Origin of the sequence: Sinomonas atrocyanea (genome assembly GCF_030812675.1) — a bacterium.
Taxonomy (GTDB): Bacteria; Actinomycetota; Actinomycetes; order Actinomycetales; family Micrococcaceae; genus Sinomonas; species Sinomonas atrocyanea_B.
This window is the reverse complement of the sequence record NZ_JAUSTE010000001.1, coordinates 304,123-321,470: the sequence shown is the minus strand read 5'-3', so window position 1 is coordinate 321,470 and position 17,348 is coordinate 304,123. Positions and strand designations below refer to the sequence as shown.

At 72.1% G+C, this 17,348-nt stretch carries 12 protein-coding genes; 9 read left to right on the top strand and 3 right to left on the bottom strand.

What is annotated here, in order from left to right; genetic code table 11:
• Positions 1–157 precede the first annotated feature (157 nt).
• The 4 genes from J2W20_RS01440 (at position 158) to secA (ending at position 5,996) form a co-directional block, all read left to right on the top strand.
• Complete coding sequence (locus tag J2W20_RS01440) at positions 158–994, top strand: ComF family protein (RefSeq protein ID WP_307003945.1); 837 nt, start codon at positions 158–160, stop codon at positions 992–994.
• Between the two features lie 149 nt (positions 995–1,143).
• Positions 1,144–1,866, top strand: a complete 723-nt coding sequence (gene hpf / locus J2W20_RS01435; protein WP_307003943.1) for a ribosome hibernation-promoting factor, HPF/YfiA family — start codon at positions 1,144–1,146, stop codon at positions 1,864–1,866.
• A 108-nt stretch (positions 1,867–1,974) separates the two neighbouring features.
• Positions 1,975–3,234, top strand: a complete 1,260-nt coding sequence (locus tag J2W20_RS01430; protein ID WP_307003942.1) for a winged helix-turn-helix domain-containing protein — start codon at positions 1,975–1,977, stop codon at positions 3,232–3,234.
• Positions 3,235–3,293: 59 nt separating this feature from the next.
• On the top strand, positions 3,294–5,996 hold the full coding sequence (gene secA, locus J2W20_RS01425) for a preprotein translocase subunit SecA (protein WP_307003940.1): 2,703 nt from the start codon (positions 3,294–3,296) through the stop codon (positions 5,994–5,996).
• A 77-nt stretch (positions 5,997–6,073) separates the two neighbouring features.
• Here the strand turns inward: secA and J2W20_RS01420 are convergent, their stop codons facing one another.
• Positions 6,074–6,607 carry an Rv3235 family protein gene (locus tag J2W20_RS01420; RefSeq protein WP_307003939.1) on the bottom strand — a complete coding sequence of 178 codons (534 nt, stop codon included), beginning with the start codon at positions 6,605–6,607 and terminating at the stop codon, positions 6,074–6,076.
• Between the two features lie 118 nt (positions 6,608–6,725).
• Positions 6,726–7,622: a LysM peptidoglycan-binding domain-containing protein gene (locus J2W20_RS01415; RefSeq protein ID WP_307003937.1), complete on the bottom strand. Its 897-nt coding sequence runs from the start codon at positions 7,620–7,622 to the stop codon at positions 6,726–6,728.
• A gap of 143 nt (positions 7,623–7,765) precedes the next feature.
• On the opposite strand from J2W20_RS01415, the gene J2W20_RS01410 reads away from it, so the two are divergent.
• Entirely contained in the window at positions 7,766–8,326 is a 561-nt protein-coding gene (locus tag J2W20_RS01410; RefSeq protein WP_307003936.1) for a hypothetical protein, read from the top strand.
• A gap of 85 nt (positions 8,327–8,411) precedes the next feature.
• On the opposite strand, the gene J2W20_RS01405 is transcribed toward J2W20_RS01410, so the two are convergent.
• A complete protein-coding gene (locus J2W20_RS01405; protein ID WP_307003935.1) occupies positions 8,412–8,633 on the bottom strand; it encodes a helix-turn-helix domain-containing protein in 222 nt (73 codons plus the stop codon).
• A gap of 160 nt (positions 8,634–8,793) precedes the next feature.
• Here J2W20_RS01405 and J2W20_RS01400 point away from each other — a divergent pair, with 160 nt between their 5' ends.
• The 4 genes from J2W20_RS01400 (at position 8,794) to J2W20_RS01385 (ending at position 17,292) form a co-directional block, all read left to right on the top strand.
• Positions 8,794–9,435, top strand: coding sequence for a hypothetical protein (locus tag J2W20_RS01400; protein ID WP_307003934.1), 642 nt, complete (start codon positions 8,794–8,796; stop codon positions 9,433–9,435).
• Positions 9,432–10,742, top strand: coding sequence for an AAA family ATPase (locus J2W20_RS01395; RefSeq protein ID WP_307003933.1), 1,311 nt, complete (start codon positions 9,432–9,434; stop codon positions 10,740–10,742). The genes J2W20_RS01400 and J2W20_RS01395 overlap by 4 nt, the downstream gene beginning before the upstream one ends.
• 54 nt (positions 10,743–10,796) lie before the next feature.
• Positions 10,797–15,698 carry an NAD-glutamate dehydrogenase gene (locus J2W20_RS01390; RefSeq protein ID WP_307003932.1) on the top strand — a complete coding sequence of 1,634 codons (4,902 nt, stop codon included), beginning with the start codon at positions 10,797–10,799 and terminating at the stop codon, positions 15,696–15,698.
• A 121-nt stretch (positions 15,699–15,819) separates the two neighbouring features.
• A complete protein-coding gene (locus tag J2W20_RS01385) occupies positions 15,820–17,292 on the top strand; it encodes a sensor histidine kinase (RefSeq protein ID WP_307003931.1) in 1,473 nt (490 codons plus the stop codon).
• Positions 17,293–17,348 lie beyond the last annotated feature (56 nt).

Below are 17,348 nucleotides of genomic sequence, written 5' to 3'. Positions count from 1 at the left end.
AGCATCCGCACGCCCGCGTGCTACGGGAGCGGCCCGTGGGTCGGGGCCCGGGCCGGCCGCGGCCGGACGGCACACGGGCCGTCCGGCACACCCGGCGCTGCGACTGCTCGAAGGCGCTGCGGGCGCGGCGAGGGACCTGCTCGGACTCCTCGTCCCCGTGGACTGTGCCGCCTGCGGCGCCCCCGACAGGGAACTCTGCGGCGCCTGCGCCAGGCAGGTCCGCCGCCTCACCGCCAGGCCGGCCCGCGTCGAGGAGCAGGCCCCGGCGCTCATCGAGGCGGGCGGCGGGGTCCTCCTCCCCGCCGTGTCCGCCGGGGCCTACCGCAACGAGCTCTCGCTCACGCTCCTGGCCTTCAAGCGGCACGGCAGCGCGGTCCTCGCCGCTGAGCTCGCCGCCGCCCTCGGACGGGCCCTGGCCGCAGCGGCGGGGACCGCTCGGCCGGGCACCGACGGCGGCCTGCTCCTCGTGCCCGTCCCCACCAGCGGCGCGGCGTTCCTCCGCCGGGGCTTCGACCCACTGCAGGTGCTGCTCGCCCGCGTCCGGCGTGCCGGGCGCCTCCCGCCCGGGACCCTGTGGGTCGAGGCGCTCGCACCCCGCCGCCGCAGGGCCCGCGAGCGGATCTCGCACGCCCTGCACGCGGCGGCCTCCGCCGGCGGAGGATCCCAGAAGGGGCTGGGCCGCTCCCAGCGCCGCGCCCGCGTCTCCGGGTCGCTCGCCGCCCGGCGGCGGCTGCCTGTCCGGGGACGCGGCGCCCGGGTCCCGGCCGGCGGCCGCACGGTCGGTTCGCTGCGCGGGCGCCGCTGCCTCGTCGTCGACGACGTCCTGACCACCGGTGCGACCGCCCGGGAGGCGGCCCGCGCGCTCGAGGCCGCCGGGGCCGTCGTCGTCGGGCTCGTGGCCATCGCCCACGTGCCGCTGCGGGAGGCCGGCCCCCGCCCGAACGCGGGTACGCTCCCAGCGGACACACAGCGGGAGGATGCCAACGGGGGATGAATAAACCGTGACGATCCACTAACGTCGGTGATGGGTCCTTTAGCCAGAAGGACCTGTCGATAGCGGCTCAGGAAAGGGGCTCGACTGTCTGACGACGGAGCCTCTGGACGCCGGTATACGACTGAACTCAGAAGTATCTGGAGGGCACCATGGAGTTCAACATCAGCGGTCGCAACCTGACTGTGTCGGATCGCTTCCGCGAGTACGCAGGCGAGAAGCTCGAGAAGATCGGTGCGCTGGCTGACAAGGTCCAGCGCGTCGACGCGAAGTGCTCCAAGCAGAGCAGCGCCAAGACCGGGGGAGACCAGCTCACCGTCGAGCTCACGGTCACCGGGCGCGGACCGGTGATCCGGGCCGAGGCCACCGCTCCGGACAAGTTCGCGGCCTTCGACCTCGCCTACGGGAAACTCCTCGAACGCCTCCGGCGGGCCAAGGACCGCCGCAAGGTCCACCACGGCAAGCACAACCCCGTCGGAGTCAACGCCGCCACCGCCGCCCTCCCGGTGGTGAGCGGGAGTACGCCGATCTACGCCGAGCACGCCCTCGAGGTCGCCTCGGAGGGCGAGACCCCGTCGCCCTACGAGGTCGAGAACGACATCCCCGCCGGCGATTCGCCCGTCCTGATCCGCCGCAAGGTCTTCCCCGCCGCCACGCTCACCCTCGACGACGCGGTGGACAACATGGAGCTCGTGGGCCACGACTTCTACCTGTTCATCGACGCGGACACGAACACCCCCTCCGTGGTCTACCGCCGCCGTGGATGGACCTACGGCGTGATCAGCCTCGACCAGGCCTGCGAGCCCGGGGCCGCCAAGGTCGAGGAGAAGATCCTCGCGTACCGCTCCGACGACGCGGGTGCCGTTGTCCCCTGAGCCAGCGCGCACGGCCGCGGTCCCGGCCGCGGCATCCCCGGCAGCGGCGGTCCTCCTGAGGGCCGCCGCTGCGGCGCGCCGGGCCGGATCGGCCGGCGGCCCGGACGCATGACGGCGCGGCTCACCCTCGCGCAGGCACGCCGGGTTGCGCTCTCCGCCCAGGGCCTCCACCGTGCGCGTCCCTCCGCCCCCGCCTCCACCCGCGCGCTCGTGCGCGTCTTCGAGGCCCTCCAGCTGGTCCAGATCGACTCGGTCAACGTGCTGGTCCGGAGCCATTACCTGCCGTTCTTCTCGCGCCTGGGACCGTATGACCGGGAGGCGCTCGACCGGCTTTCGGCCCGGAGCCCCCGCCGCATGCTCGAGTACTGGGCCCACGAGGCAAGCTTCGTCCGGCCCGAGCACTTCGACGCGCTGCGCCTCTGGCAGCGGCGGGCCTGGGTGGGCGCCGGCGACATGGACGCCGTGGCCCGCGAGGACCTCACCGCCCGCATCCTCTCCGTCCTCGCCTCGAGCAGGCCGCTCACCGCCGGGCAGCTCGCGGACCGGCTGGGCCACGTCGAGGAGCGCCGCCGCGACCAGTGGGGATGGAACTGGAGTGCGGTCCAGCGCGTCGTCAGCCACCTCTTCGAACTCGGCACGGTCGCCTCCGCGGGCCGGTCGAGCGCGTTCGAGCGCCGGTACGCCCTGACCGAGGACGTGCTGCCCCGCGGCCTCGCGCGCCCGGACGGCCAGGACCGGGAGGCAGCGATCCTCGAGCTCGTCCGCAGCGCCGTCCAGGCGCACGGCATCGGCACCGCGCGCTGCTTCGCGGACTACTTCCGCCTCCCCGTCCGCGCTACGGAATCGGCGCTCGCCACCCTGGCCGCCGAGGGGAGCCTCGACGAGGTCCGCGTCGAGGGATGGGAGGGCAGGATCTTCCTGGCCGCCGGGCGCCCCATTCCCCGTGCCGCGACGGGCAGGGCACTGCTCAGCCCCTTCGACTCGCTCGTGTTCGAGCGGCGCCGCCTCGAGCGCCTGTTCGGCTTCCGCTACCGCCTCGAGATCTACACGCCTGCCGAGCGCCGCGAGTACGGCTACTACGTGCTGCCCTTCCTCCTGCGCGATGCGATGGCCGCCCGCGTCGACCTGAAGGCGGACCGGAGCGCCGGTGTCCTGCTCGTCCAGGCGGCGCACGCCGAGCCGGGAGCCCCGGCGGACACCGCCGCCGAGCTCGCGGACGAACTGCGGCTGATGGCAGACTGGCTTGGTCTCGACGATGTGCGTGTGGTGGACCGGGGCAGCCTCGCGCCGGCGCTCGCGCGCGCTGTGGGGCCCGTCCGCGGAGGGCGGAACCTGCACGGGGTTCCGCGCGTGTCTCCCGTAGACTGAATCCCGCCGCAGCGCACGATCACTGCTGCACACGCCATTGACAAGGGAGCGAACGCCACGTGGCAAACCTTCTCGAGAAACTCCTGCGCACCGGCGACCGCCGGACGCTCAAGCAGCTGCGCGTCTACGCGGACGCCATCAATGCGCTCGAGGACGAGTTCAAGGCCTTCACCGACGCGGAGCTGCGCGCGGAGACGGACCGGCTGCGCGAGCGCCACACCGATGGCGAGAAGCTCGACGATCTGCTGCCGGAGGCCTTCGCCGCCGTGCGCGAAGCCGCCGGCCGCACCCTGGGCATGCGCCACTTCGACGTCCAGCTCATGGGCGGCGCCGCGCTCCACCTCGGCAACATCGCCGAGATGAAGACCGGTGAGGGCAAGACCCTCGTCGCGACCGCCCCCGCGTACCTCAACGCGCTGTCGGGCAAGGGCGTCCACGTCATCACCGTGAACGACTACCTCGCCGAGTACCAGTCCGAGCTCATGGGGCGCGTCTACCGCTTCCTGGGCGTCTCGAGCGGCTGCATCCTGGCCAACATGGATCCGGCCGAGCGCAAGAAGCAGTACGACGCCGGCATCACCTACGGCACGAACAACGAGTTCGGCTTCGACTACCTCCGCGACAACATGGCGTGGGACAAGGGCGAGCTCGTCCAGCGCGGACACCACTTCGCGATCGTGGATGAGGTGGACTCCATCCTCATCGACGAGGCCCGCACCCCGCTCATCATCTCGGGCCCGGCGCAGGGGGATGCGAACCGCTGGTACTCGGAGTTCGCCAAGCTCGTCCTGCGGCTCGGCGAGGACGACTACGAGGTCGACGAGAAGAAGCGCACCGTCGGCGTTCTCGAGCCCGGCATCGAGAAGGTGGAGGACTACCTCGGCATCCACAACCTGTACGAGTCCGCGAACACCCCGCTCATCGGCTTCCTGAACAACGCCATCAAGGCCAAGGAGCTCTTCAAGCGGGACAAGGACTACGTGGTCCTCGACGGCGAGGTCCTCATCGTCGACGAGCACACCGGCCGCATCCTGCCCGGACGCCGCTACAACGAGGGCATGCACCAGGCCATCGAGGCCAAGGAGGGGGTGGAGATCAAGGCCGAGAACCAGACCCTCGCCACGATCACCCTCCAGAACTACTTCCGGCTCTACGAGAAGCTCTCGGGCATGACGGGCACCGCCGAGACCGAGGCCGCCGAGTTCATGAGCACGTACAAGCTCGGCGTCGTGCCGATCCCGACGAACAAGCCCATGGCGCGCATCGACCAGTCCGACCTGGTGTACAAGAACGAGGTCGTCAAGTTCGACGCCGTCGTCAAGGACATCTCGCGCAGGAATGCCAAGGGACAGCCCGTCCTCGTCGGTACGACGAGCGTCGAGAAGAGCGAGTACCTCTCGAAGGCGCTCGCGAAGGCCGGCGTCCGCCACGAGGTGCTCAACGCCAAGAACCACGCCCGCGAGGCCGCGATCGTGGCCCAGGCCGGCCGCAAGGGAGCCGTCACCGTGGCGACCAACATGGCCGGTCGCGGCACCGACATCATGCTCGGCGGCAACGCCGAGTTCATGGCGGTCGCCGATCTCGCCGCGCGGGGGCTTGATCCCGAGGAGAACTCGGCCGAGTACGAGGCCGCCTGGCCAGCCGCGCTGCAGGCCGCCCACGAGGCCGTCAAGGCGGAGCACGAGGAGGTCCTCGCCCTCGGAGGCCTCTACGTGCTGGGCACCGAGCGCCACGAGTCCCGCCGCATCGACAACCAGCTCCGTGGTCGTTCCGGCCGCCAGGGCGACCCCGGCGAGTCGCGGTTCTACCTTTCCCTCACGGACGACCTCATGCGCCTCTTCGGCACGGGCGGCGCCGAGCGGCTCATGGCCTCGAGCCTTCCGGACGACACGGCCCTCGAGTCGAAGATGGTCTCCCGGGCGATCCAGTCCGCCCAGGCGCAGGTCGAGGGGCGCAACGCCGAGCAGCGCAAGAACGTCCTCAAGTACGACGACGTCCTCAACCGCCAGCGTGAGGCCATCTACGGCGACCGGCGCCGGATCCTCGAGGGGGACGACCTGCACGAGAAGGTGCAGTTCTTCCTCGAGGACACGCTCACCGCCATGATCGAGTCGGCCACCGCCGAGGGCAACGGCGACGACTGGGACTTCCACGCCCTGTGGTCCAACCTCCGCACGATCTTCCCCATCTCGATCACGCCCCAGGACGTCATCGACGAGGCCGGCGGCAAGCCCCGCGTCACGGTGGAGATGCTCAAGGACGAGGTCATCTCGGACGCGAAGCTCATCTACGCCGAGCGCGAGGCGCAACTCGGCCCGGAGGCCATGCGCGACGTCGAGCGCCGAGTGGTCCTGTCCGTGATCGGGCGGAAGTGGCAGGAGCACCTCTACGAGATGGACTACCTCAAGGAGGGCATCGGCCTGCGTGCGATGGCCCAGCGGGACCCTCTGGTGGAGTACCAGCGCGAGGGCTTCGCAATGTTCCAGACGATGATGGAGGGCATCCGCGAGGAGTCCGTCGCCTTCCTGTTCAACCTCGAGATCGAGCAGACGGAGCAGGCCGAGGCCCCAGCGCAGCCCGCCCGGCTCGAGTACACGGCCCCGGCGGAGGACGGAACGACCGAGACGCACGTCGAGCAGGCGCGGGCGCGGGCAGCGGAGAACGGCGGCGGCTCCGGCCCGGCCGGGCAGAAGCCCGCACAGAAGAAGGGCGGCTCGCGGCCGTCGTCCAAGAATGCGCCGGGGCGCCGCTCCAAGCGCTGAGACGCCGCGGCCTGACGCGAGAGGCCGGCGGCCCATCCCTGGGGATGGGCCGCCGGCCTCTTCCGTGCGCGCTGGGCTCAGCCGATCTCCAGCGCGGTGACCTGCCAGCGCGAGCGGCCCGCGGCCTCGAGGCGCAGCGCGACGGCCCGGCACCGCACCGCATCTGCGACGACGACGGCGGCCTCGTAGAGGCCCGGCCCGACGGGGCGCGCGTGGGAGGACCTGATGGAGGCGGCCCGGTGCGCGCGAGCCGAGGGACCCGACGCCCCCTGCCGTGCCGCGCGGCTGAGGTCGGCCCGCAGCTGCACAGAGGCCAGCAGGTCGCGGTGCAGCCAGGGGGCGAGCTGCTGGACGGGCCGCGTCCCGGCGAGGACCTCCATCGTGGCGCGGGTGATGGCGGCGGCGACCTTGCGCGCTTCCTCACCCTCGTGCGTTCCCGGGACGGCATGCAGCCGCCTGGGGGGGGACTGCGCGGGCTCGGCGGCGAGCGCAGATGTGCCCGCAGTCCGCGGCCGTCCCGCGGCGGCATCGGGGCGGGCGCGATGGAGGCGCAGCAGGTCCGCGGTGCGCGGCCCGGTCGGGACGATCTGGGGCAGGGTGCGTTGAGCCATGGCGAGTGGAGTCCTTCGGTCGGGGCCGGCGCTGGGAGCGCACGGCCAAAGAGGCTCGCCCCGTACGGCCAGGGGCATGGATGCGGCGGCGGATGGCCGTCGCGCGCAGTGCAGGGTGTCAGCGAGGGGGAACGAGGATCTGGCCCGGGCGGATCAGGTCGGGGTTGCCGCCGATGGTTCCGGCGTTCGCCTGGTACCACGAGGGCCACGCGGCCGCGACGTCGAGGTCGCTTGCCCCGGGCCCGAGCTGGCGTGCAACGATGGTCCAGAGGCTGTCGCCGGGGCGGACCTCCACCTCCGAGGCCAGCACGGGCGACCTCCGGGGCTGAGGCACAAGGGTGCCGGGATCCGTGGGCGGCGCGGCGGGGACCCAGCCTGCCTCCGGGACCGGCACGGGCGCCGCGGCCGATGGCGCAGCCACCCGTGACGACCCGGCGGGTGGGGCGGCCCCCGGTGACGCCTCAGGCGACGTCGACGGGCCCGGCGAGGCGGGGGCGGGCAGCGCCGCCGTGGGCGATGCGGCGGGTGCGGGAGGCGCGGATGCAGGCGTCGAGCGTCCCGGGACCGCTGCGGACGCCGCGTTGGTGTTCCCGGGCTGCCAGGCCGGGTCCGGGAGGCCGTCGGCGTGGGCGGCGGGGACCGCGACGAGGCCCAGTCCCAGCATCGCGAGCGCCAGCCGCCGCATGAACGCGGGGGCGAAGCTCCCTGCCCGCCGGGAGGCCGTCCCCGCCCCGGCCGCACCCAGCAGGGCCGATGCGATGGCCAGGCTCATGGACAGGAGCCACCAGGCCACGACCGCCAGGCCGACCAGGCTCGCGATGAGGCCGAGGAGGACGTCCACCGTGGGGAGGGCACCGACTGGGCGGGGAGTGATCCGGAGCCAGGGGCCGGAGGCGCCGGGCGCGAGATCCCGGGCCAGCGAACTGCCCGCAGTGACCAGCACCGCCCCCAGCGCCAGCACGGCTCCGGCCACGAGGCCGTCCGCCGCGAGCTGCTGCCGTCGTGTGTTCTCCATGAGACCCCCTCGGTCCGTCTGGTCTTGAACCTCTTTGGTGCATTTTGATGCTGTTTGATGTGCTTGGAGAAAGTTTGACTGCAGATTCCGGCATTTGTCCAGTGGTCGTCCGGGCAAAGTCGACGGGCCGGAGGAGAGGTAGGGTGAGCGCCATGCGCTGGGAGAACCTGTTTTCGGACCTCGAGGGCCAGCTTGCGTCGGCGGGAGAGCTGGAGCTCGAGTCGCAGGTGGCCGATCTGGCGCGGGCCGAGGCGGCCGGGGTGGGCCTCGCCGAACGGCTGCGGGGCCAGGGCGCGGCTCCCGTCGCGCTCCTGCTCAGAGGCGGTCTCCGGTTCAGGGGGCGCCTCGCGCAGGTCGCCGCCACCTGGCTCGTCCTGGACTCCGGTCCCCATTCCGTGCTCGTGCCGCACGAGGGCATCGTGACCGTCGAGGGGCTCGGCCGCGGCGCCGTCGAGGAGCGCTCAGCGGTGCGGAGGACTCTGTCCCTCGGCTCGGGCCTCCGGGCCATTGCCCGGGACCGATCCCCGGTTGCCTGCTTCGTGGATGCGGGGACCGGCGAGTCCCTCACGGTCACGGGCACGCTGGACACCGTCGGCGCCGACTATGTCGAGGTCGCACCCCTGCGGGCCCCGGATCGGGGAGAGTCCCGCGGGCTGCGGGCGGTGCCCTTCGGGCGGCTCATCGCCATCCGCTCGGGCGGCTAGTGCGGCGTCTGCGGATCCGCCAGTCCCGCGCGATGCCCACCGCGGCCGCGGGCGGCGGCCGACGGCCCACCGCCCATCGACGCGGTCAGGCGCCCGGGTTGCCCCGCCGATTCTCCGCGAGCATCCTCTCCGCCTTGGCGTAGCTCTCCTGGATGTACTCCTCGAGCTTGACGTCCTCGACGCGCCACTGCCCGCGGCCGCCGACCTGGATGGCCTTGAGCTCGCCGCTGCGCACGAGGGCATACGCCTGGGCTGCGCTGATCTGGAGCTGCTCGCAGACATCTGCGAGCGTCAGGAAGCGGGGCATGGACCCATTCTGCCACCCGGAGACCTCCCTGGCAGCGGGGACAGGCACTTATCCACAGTTTGATGCGAGGTGATGCGCTGTGACTTGGACCCGGGGCGGGTCGCGGCGAGAATGGCGCCGGGGGGCCGGCGAGCGGCCTGCGATCCGGAGGGGGACAGCAATGCCTGCAGCCGAGGGTGCGCCGGGGGCCCGGCTGGCGAAGCCGTCATGGAGGGACCCGCGGCTGCTGGTCGGGCTCCTGCTCGTGGTGGCCTCGGTCGCCGGGGTGGTGGCGCTGGTCGACTCGGCCCAGAGCACGGTCGGAGCCTACGCCGCGAAGGAGGACATCGCCGTCGGACAGACCGTCGACCCGAGCCGGCTCGTCCGCGTGGACGTCCGGCTGGGGGACGCCGAGGGGCAGTACCTCACGCCGGAGCGGCTGCCGGAGGGCAAGGTGGCGCTCCAGCGGGTCGCCAAGGGCGACCTCGTGCCCGCCTCGAGCCTCGGCGAGCCGCACGCGGTCGACCGCAAGCCCGTCTCCATCAGCGTGGCCCAGCCGCTGCCTGCTGAGGCGGCCGCGGGATCGCGGGTCGACGTCTGGGTGGCGCTGCCGGACGGCAGGAACGGCTTCTCCGAGCCCAAGCGCCTCGTGGCCGGCGCCGAGATCGCCCACCTCGAGACGGCCTCCTCGGCCCTCGGCGCAAGCCGCGAGACGAACGTCCTCGTGCTCGTCGAGGACGCGAAACTCGCCCAGGTCCTCGGTGCGCAGGCGAATAGCGCGAAGGTCTCGCTCGTGTGGAACCCGGCGGGCGGCACCCGATGAGCATCCCCGTCGTCACCGTCGGGGCGGGCCAGGCCGAACTCGTGGGATCCCTCGAGCGCCTGCACGGGCCGGTGACGGTGGTGCGCCGCTGCTCCGAGCTGGCCGAGCTCGTCGCCGCCTGCCAGACGGGCCTGGCCCGGGCGGCGGTGGTCACTGGCGGGACCCAGGAGGTCACCGCAACGCTCGTCGACCGGCTCGGGACGGTCGGGGTAGCCCTCGTGGGCCTCACGGACGACGACGCTGAGCGCGCCCGGCTCGCGGGACTCGGGGTGCTCGCGGCCTCCGAGTCCGTTCCGCCCCAGGAACTCGCGCGCCTGATCGGCGAGGCGGTCGATGCCGCCGCCGCGCTCTCGGCCGACCGGCCCTCCTCCTCCTTCGGCCTAGCGGGGGCGCGGCCCACCGTCGAGGCCGAGGCCGAACCGCCGGAGGACGGGCCCGAGCCGGGGGAGCTCGGCACTGTCATCGCCGTCTGGGGCCCGATCGGCTCGCCCGGGCGGACCACAATCGCCGTCAACTGCGCGGCCGAGCTCGCTGCGGACGGCCGCAGCGTGGTCCTCGTCGACGCCGACACGTACGGCCCGTCGGTGGCGGGCGTGCTGGGCCTCCTCGACGATTCCGCCGGCCTCGCCCAGGCCTGCAGGCTCGCTGACCAGGGCCTGCTCGAGCGCGGTCCGCTCGAGCGCGTCGCGAGTCCCGTCGTCACGGGCGCAGGGGTGCTCCGCGTGCTCACGGGGCTCACCCGGGCCGACCGCTGGCCCGAGCTGCGTGCCGCAGCCTTCGGGTCCGTGCTCGAGCGCTGCCGGGAGCTCGCCGAGTTCGTCGTCGTCGACACCGGGTTCTGCCTCGAGGCCGATGAGGAGCTCAGCTTCGACACGATGGCGCCGCGCCGCAACGGGACAACCCTGCGCGCGCTCGAACTGGCCGACCGGGTCCTCGCGGTCGGAGCGGCCGACTCCATCGGCATGCCGCGCCTGGTGCGCGCGCTGGCCGAGCTGGAGCAGGCCGTGCCGGGCGTGGCGCCGACGGTGGTGTTCAACCGGCTCCGGGCCTCCGCGGTGGGGCGGTCGCCGGACCGCGCGCTGCGCGAGGCCTGGGAGCGCTTCGGCCCCGGCATCCCCATCGGAGCCATGGTGCCGCACGAAGCGGAGGCCGCGGACGCGGCGCTGCTCGCGGGGCAGGTGCTCCTGGAGGCCGCGCCCGAGTCTGCGATGCGGCACAGCATCGCCGAAATCGTGTGTGCACCTCGACAGCGAAAACGGAGATTCGCTGTACCGGGTGCCAAAGCTCGGGTGCCCGTGCCGCGCTAGGCTCGAGTCAGAGGGCTGCGAGGTGGCAGCCACATGCACCGGAGGCGAGCCAGAGTGTCGACAGGTACTGCCCAGCAGACCCCGTTCCCGTCAGCGGACCAGGAAACGAAGTTCCTCGCGGACTACTACGAGCACCTCGCCGAAGAAGACAGGCAGGCGTACCCGGGCGAAGCCCTCGCGGACCGGGCCCGCGAGCACTGGGCCGTCGCCGAGGGCCGAGAGACGGGCACCGCCAACATCGCCGTCGTCGACGAGGGCGGCCGCAGCGTGGTCTACATCGTCACCGACGACATGCCCTTCCTGGTCGACTCGGTCAGCGCGGAGCTCGTGCGCCAGGGCGCGCCCATCCACCTCGTCGTGCACCCCATGTTCGTCGTGACCCGCCGCAAGAGCGACGGCGGCCTCGTCGCCGTCCAGCGCGTGCCCGCGCAGTGGGGCATGACGAGCGGCGACACGGCGACCATGCCCCTGCTGAGCGCGCTCGTCGCCGACGGCGACAATGCGACCCACATCGAGTCGTGGATCGCCATCGAGACGAACCGGGCCTCCGCGGCCACCAAGACCGAGCTCGTCGACGGGGTCCGCCGCGTCCTCGGCGACGTGCGCGCGGCGGTGGAGGACTGGCAGGCCATGCGGTCCAAGGCGCTCGAGATCGCCGAGGGCCTGGGCTCCGTCGTCGGCGCCGAGGACATCCCGGACCTCGTCCCCACCCAGGATCTCCTCCGCTGGCTCGACGCCGGCAACTTCACCTTCCTCGGCTACCGCGAGTACGACCTCACGACGGTCGACGGCGAGGACGTCCTCGAGCTGGTCGAGGGCAGCGGGCTCGGGCTGCTTCGGGGCGACGCGGGGCACGCCCTCCAGCACCTCACGGCCGAGGGACAGGAGCACGCCCGCGAGCGCAAGGCGCTCGTGATCACCAAGGCGAACTCCCGCAGCACCGTCCACCGTCCGGCCTACCTCGACTACATCGGCATCAAGCGTTTCGACGCGGCCGGGAAGGTCGACGGCGAGCGCCGGTTCATCGGGCTCTTCGCCTCGAGCGCGTACACGCAGTCGGCGCGGACCGTCCCGATTGTGAAGGACAAGATCGAGAAGGTCATGCGGAGCTCGGGCTTCCCCGCCGACTCACACTCGGGCAAGGACCTCCTCGCCATCCTAGAGACGTACCCGCGCGACGAGCTCATGCAGATCGACACGCAGACCCTGCTGGACACCGTCACGAGGATCCACCGGCTGCAGGAGCGCCGCAGGACCCGGCTGTTCCTCCGCCCGGACATCTACGGCCGGTTCATGAACGCAGTCGTGTACCTGCCCAAGGACCGCTACAACACCGCGGTGCGCCGCCGCATCGAGCAGGAGCTCGGGAAGGAGTTCCACTCCAACTCGATCGACTACGACTCGCACATGAGCGATTCGGCGCTCGCGCGGCTGTACTTCCGCATCCGCCTGCCGAAGGAGACCAGCGGGGCGGACCTGCGCGCCGTCGACCGGGACGCGCTCGAGCAGCGCCTCGTCACCGCGACCCGATCCTGGAGCGAGGGCATCGCCCAGGTCCTGCACGAGAACCGGCCCCTCGAAGCGGCCGAGCACCTCGCGGCGGTCTGGGGCGAGGCGTTCCCGGCCTCCTACCGGGTGGACTTCACCATCGAGGACGCGCTCGAGGACATCACGCGCTTCGAGGACTACGCGGCGGCACGAGGCGCAGTGTCCGCCGAGCCCGGGGCTGCCACCGGCGAGCGCCCGGCCGTCCACGTGTACCTGCCGCAGGGCGACGGCGAGGCCCTCGAGGAGGATGCCCGGGTCAAGCTCTACCTCTTCGAGCCCAGGAGCCTCAGCCAGATCCTGCCGTACTTCCACAACCTCGGCCTCGAGGTCCTCGACGAGCGCCCGTTCGAGATCGAGACCGGTGACAGCCGCGAATTCTTCCTCTACGACCTCGGGCTGAAGTATCCCGCCGGGATCGACCCGGTCTCCACCGGCGCCCTCCTGGCCGAGTCGTTCGGCCAGGCGCTCGCGGGCGAGACCGAGTCGGACAGCCTCGACCGCCTCGTGCTGAGGGAGGGCCTCCGCTCCCGCCAGACGCAGATGCTGCGCGCCTACGCGAAGTACATGCGCCAGATCGGGAACTCGAACTCGTTCGGCTTCATCGGGGACACCCTGCTGGGCAACGCCGAGGTCACCCGGCGCCTCGTGGGGCTCTTCGAGGCCCGCTTCGACCCGGAGCTCGCCGACGAGGAGCGCGAGCGGCGCAGCGCCCAGGTGAAGGAGGAGCTCGCGGCCGCCCTCGAGCAGGTCCCGACGCTGGACGCGGACCGACTCCTGCGCGCGTTCATCAACCTCATCGAGTCCACGCTGCGCACCAACTACTATCTGGACCGCCCGTACCTGAGCTTCAAGTTCAGCCCGGGCCTGATCGAGGGGCTCCCCTCGCCCCGGCCGGCCTACGAGATCTGGGTGTACTCCCCGCGCGTCGAGGGCGTCCACCTCCGCTTCGGCAAGGTGGCCCGCGGCGGCCTGCGCTGGTCGGACCGGCGCGAGGACTTCCGCACCGAGATCCTCGGCCTCGTCAAGGCCCAGGTGGTCAAGAACGCAGTCATCGTGCCCACGGGCGCCAAGGGCGGCTTCTACGCGAAGCGGCTCCCGGACCCGGCCCAGGACAGGGCGGCCTGGCTCGCCGAGGGCGTGGAGAGCTACAAGACCTTCATCCGCGGCCTGCTCGACATCACGGACAACCGGGTCAGCGAGGCCGCCCCGGGCACCGCCGGGGACGGAGCGGCGGTGACCGAGAAGGTCGTGCCGCCGGCCGGCGTCGTGCGCCACGACGATGACGACTCCTACCTCGTCGTCGCGGCCGACAAGGGCACCGCGAGCTTCTCCGACATCGCCAACGGCCTCTCCCAGGAGTACGGGTTCTGGCTCGGCGACGCCTTCGCCTCCGGCGGCTCGGTCGGCTACGACCACAAGGCCATGGGCATCACGGCCCGGGGCGCGTGGGAGTCCGTCAAGCGGCACTTCAGCGAGATCGACGTGGACACCCAGACCGAGGACTTCACCGTGGTCGGCGTCGGCGACATGTCGGGTGACGTCTTCGGCAACGGCATGCTCCTCTCGGAGCACATCCGTCTCGTGGCGGCCTTCGACCACCGCCACATCTTCCTCGATCCGACGCCCGACGCCGCGGCCTCCTACGCGGAGAGGCGGCGCCTCTTCGACCTTCCGCGCTCGTCCTGGGACGACTACGACCGCGAGCTGATCAGCGCCGGCGGCGGGGTGTACCCGCGCACGGCCAAGTGGATCCCCGTCTCCGAGGAGGTGCGCCAGGCGCTGGGTCTGCCGGAGGGGACCACGCAGCTGAGCGTCGCCGAGATCCTCCGGGCGGTCCTGCTCGCCCCGGTGGACCTGTTCTACAACGGCGGGATCGGCACGTACGTCAAGTCCAGCGCCGAGACGAATGCCGAGGTGGGCGACAAGGCCAACGACGCGATCCGGGTGGACGGGCGCGACCTGCGGGTCAAGGTCGTCGGCGAGGGCGGCAACCTGGGCTTCACGCAGCAGGGTCGGATCGAGGCGGCGCTGCAGGGCGTCATCATCAACACCGACGCGATCGACAACTCGGCCGGCGTCGACACGTCCGACCACGAGGTCAACATCAAGATCTTCGTGGACCGCATGGTCGCCGCCGGGAAGCTGGCCGCCGAGGAGCGGGCCGCGTTCCTCGCCACGATGACGGACGAGGTGGCCCGCCTGGTCCTCGCCGACAACATCGACCAGAACATCCTGCTCGTCAACGACCGCGCACGGGTCGTCGAGTGGAGCCCGAGCTTCGAGCGCCTCATGGACTGGCTCGAGGAGGAGGCCGACCTCAACCGCTCGCTCGAGTCGCTGCCGAGCACCGCGCAGCTGCACAAGCGGCTCGAGCAGGGGCAGGGGCTCACCGCCCCCGAACTGTCGGTCCTCGTCGCCTACGCCAAGATCGAGCTGACCGAGGCGCTGCGCGACAGCGACCTCGCCGACGACCCCTGGTTCCGCGGCACCCTGCGCGAGTACTTCCCGGTCGAGCTGGCCGAGCGCTTCGACACGGACCTCGACAGCCACCCGCTGCGCCGCGAGATCATCGCCACCGTGGTGGCGAACGACATGATTAACCTCGGCGGCATCACGTTCGCGTTCCGCACCATCGAGGAGACGAGCGCGACGCCGGCCGCCGTCGCCAAGGCGTTCGTCGCCCTGCGCGAGGTGTACCGGCTCGACGAGATGACCGAGGCGCTCAACGCGCTCCCGGCCTCGTTCCCCACCGAGCACTGGACCGCCATCCACCTGGACATCCGCCGGCTCCTGGACCGGGCCGTCCGCTGGCTCATCCATCAGGGCGCCACCGGGGCGCCCATCGCCCAGGTGGTCCAGGACTACGGCGCGCCGCTCGCGACGCTGCGCGCCCGGCTGCTCGACTACCTGCGGGGACAGGACGCCGAGCGGGTCGCCGCGTGGCTGGACCGGGCGCGCTCGTGGGGGCTGCCCGAAGATCTCGCCCACCGGTGGGCGGAGCTGTTCGAGAGCTACGCGCTGCTGGACGTGGCCCGCATCGCCCAGACCAGCGGCGCCTCGATCGAGCAGGTCGCAGGCGTGTACTACACGGTCTTCGACCGGTTCCGGGTCGACGGGCTGCTCGAGCGCATCACGGCGCTGCCGCGCCGGGACCGCTGGGAGGCGCTCGCCCGGGCCGCGCTGCGCGACGACCTCTACAGCACGGTGGCCGACTTCACACGCTCGATCATGGACGCCGCGCCGGACACGCTCGCGCCCGAGGCCCGGCTGGCGGTGTGGGAAGGGGAGAACCGCGAGCAGCTCAACCGGGCCGCGGCGATGTTCGCCGAGGTCAACTCCCTCGAGCGCGACGACATCGCCTCGCTCTCGGTAGCATTGAGGCTGCTGCGGTCGATCGTGCGCTCCTAGGGCGCTGACGCCGGAGGCCGCGAGGGCACCGCCCTCGCGGCCCTCTCGTCCCCGCAGCTGGCGGGAGCCCGGCAGGCGGGCGTCCCGGGCGCTGACGAAGGCGGGAAACGAGGCAGTGCGAGTGGCCATCTTCACGGACCCGATCAGGGAGCACGCCGACCTCGGTCCGGGGGACGCCGAGTGGCTGCACCTGCTCGTGGGGGACTGGCAGCTCGTGGCCGACCTCGCCTTCGCCGACCTCGCACTCTGGTTCCCCCACCCCGAGGACGGCTACATCGCCCTCGCCCACGTGCGGCCCTCGACCACGCATACGGTCTTCCACAGCGACTTCGTGGGGGAGCGCATCCGCTCTGACCTCAAGCCGCTGGTCGACCGCGCGTGGAACAGCCAGACGATCGAGCGCCACCACGAGACCAACTTCAACTCCGAGATGGCCCTGCGCGTCGAGGCCGTGCCGTTCGTGCGCAACGGCCGGACCCTGGCCGTGGTGACCTCCCACCTCGACCTCTCGAGCTCGCGCATGCCGAGCCGGCTCGAGCTCACGTACCGCCAGTGCGCCTACGACCTGCTGCGCATGGGGACCCTGGGCCTCTGGCCGGACTTCGCCTCGCCGACCGGTTCCCGGCGCGGCGCCCCGCGCGTGGGCGACGGACTCATCCGGCTCGACGCCGACGGCATCGTCCAGTACGCGAGCCCCAACGGGGTCTCCGCGTTCCGACGCCTCGGCGGCGTCGATTCACTCGAGGGACGCTCGCTCGCCGAGGTCGCGACGGGGCTGCTCAAGGACCGCCGGCTCGTCGACGAGACGCTCCCGCTCGTCGTCACCGGGCGCATGCCGTGGCGCAGCGAGATCGAGTCGCGCGGGGTGAGCCTGTCCCTGCGGGCCATCCCGCTGCGCGACGAGCACGAGCGCTTCGGGGCGCTCGTCCTGTGCCGGGACGTGTCCGAGCTGCGCCGCCGGGAGATGGAACTCGTCACGAAGGACGCCACCATCCGAGAGATCCACCACCGGGTGAAGAACAACCTGCAGACCGTGGCCGCCCTCCTGCGCATGCAGTCGCGCCGAATGAAGAGCGAGGAGGCCAAGCAGGGACTCGAGCAGGCCATGCGTCGCGTCGCGACCATCGCGCTCGTCCACGAGACGCTGTCGCAGGGGCTGACCCAGACCGTTGACTTCGATGAGCTGATCGGCCGGCAGTTCCGCCTCTCGGCCGAGGTCGCCACCGAAGGCCAGCACGTGGCCACCGAGCGGAAGGGCGACTTCGGGGACCTGCCCAGCGACTTCGCGACCCCGCTGGCCCTCGTGATCAACGAGCTGGTGACCAACGCGGTGGAGCACGGGCTCGCGGACCGTTCCGGCACGGTGTGGCTCACCGCCGACCGCCGCCGAGACGAGGCCGGCGTCGAGGAGCTCGAGGTCACGGTGGAGGACGACGGCATCGGGCTCCCGCCCGGCCAGACCCGGCACGAGGGGCTGGGACTGCAGATCGTGCGCACCCTCGTCACGAGTGAGCTCGCCGGGACGATCTCCTGGCACGAGCGCGCCGGCGGCGGAACCGTGGTGCAGATCGTCCTGAGGCTCGATCAGGCCTGACCGGATCGGCTCCCAGAACGCCGGACGGCGGCAGGGCATAGAAATGCCGCCCGCCG

Coding starts and splice junctions, on each gene's coding strand:
- hpf (WP_307003943.1), top strand. CDS start 1,144: ATGGAGTTCAACATCAGCGGTCGCAACCTGACTGTGTCGGATCGCTTC.
- J2W20_RS01430 (WP_307003942.1), top strand. CDS start 1,975: ATGACGGCGCGGCTCACCCTCGCGCAGGCACGCCGGGTTGCGCTCTCC.
- J2W20_RS01420 (WP_307003939.1), bottom strand. CDS start 6,607: ATGGCTCAACGCACCCTGCCCCAGATCGTCCCGACCGGGCCGCGCACC.
- J2W20_RS01415 (WP_307003937.1), bottom strand. CDS start 7,622: ATGGAGAACACACGACGGCAGCAGCTCGCGGCGGACGGCCTCGTGGCC.
- J2W20_RS01405 (WP_307003935.1), bottom strand. CDS start 8,633: ATGCCCCGCTTCCTGACGCTCGCAGATGTCTGCGAGCAGCTCCAGATC.
- J2W20_RS01400 (WP_307003934.1), top strand. CDS start 8,794: ATGCCTGCAGCCGAGGGTGCGCCGGGGGCCCGGCTGGCGAAGCCGTCA.
- J2W20_RS01395 (WP_307003933.1), top strand. CDS start 9,432: ATGAGCATCCCCGTCGTCACCGTCGGGGCGGGCCAGGCCGAACTCGTG.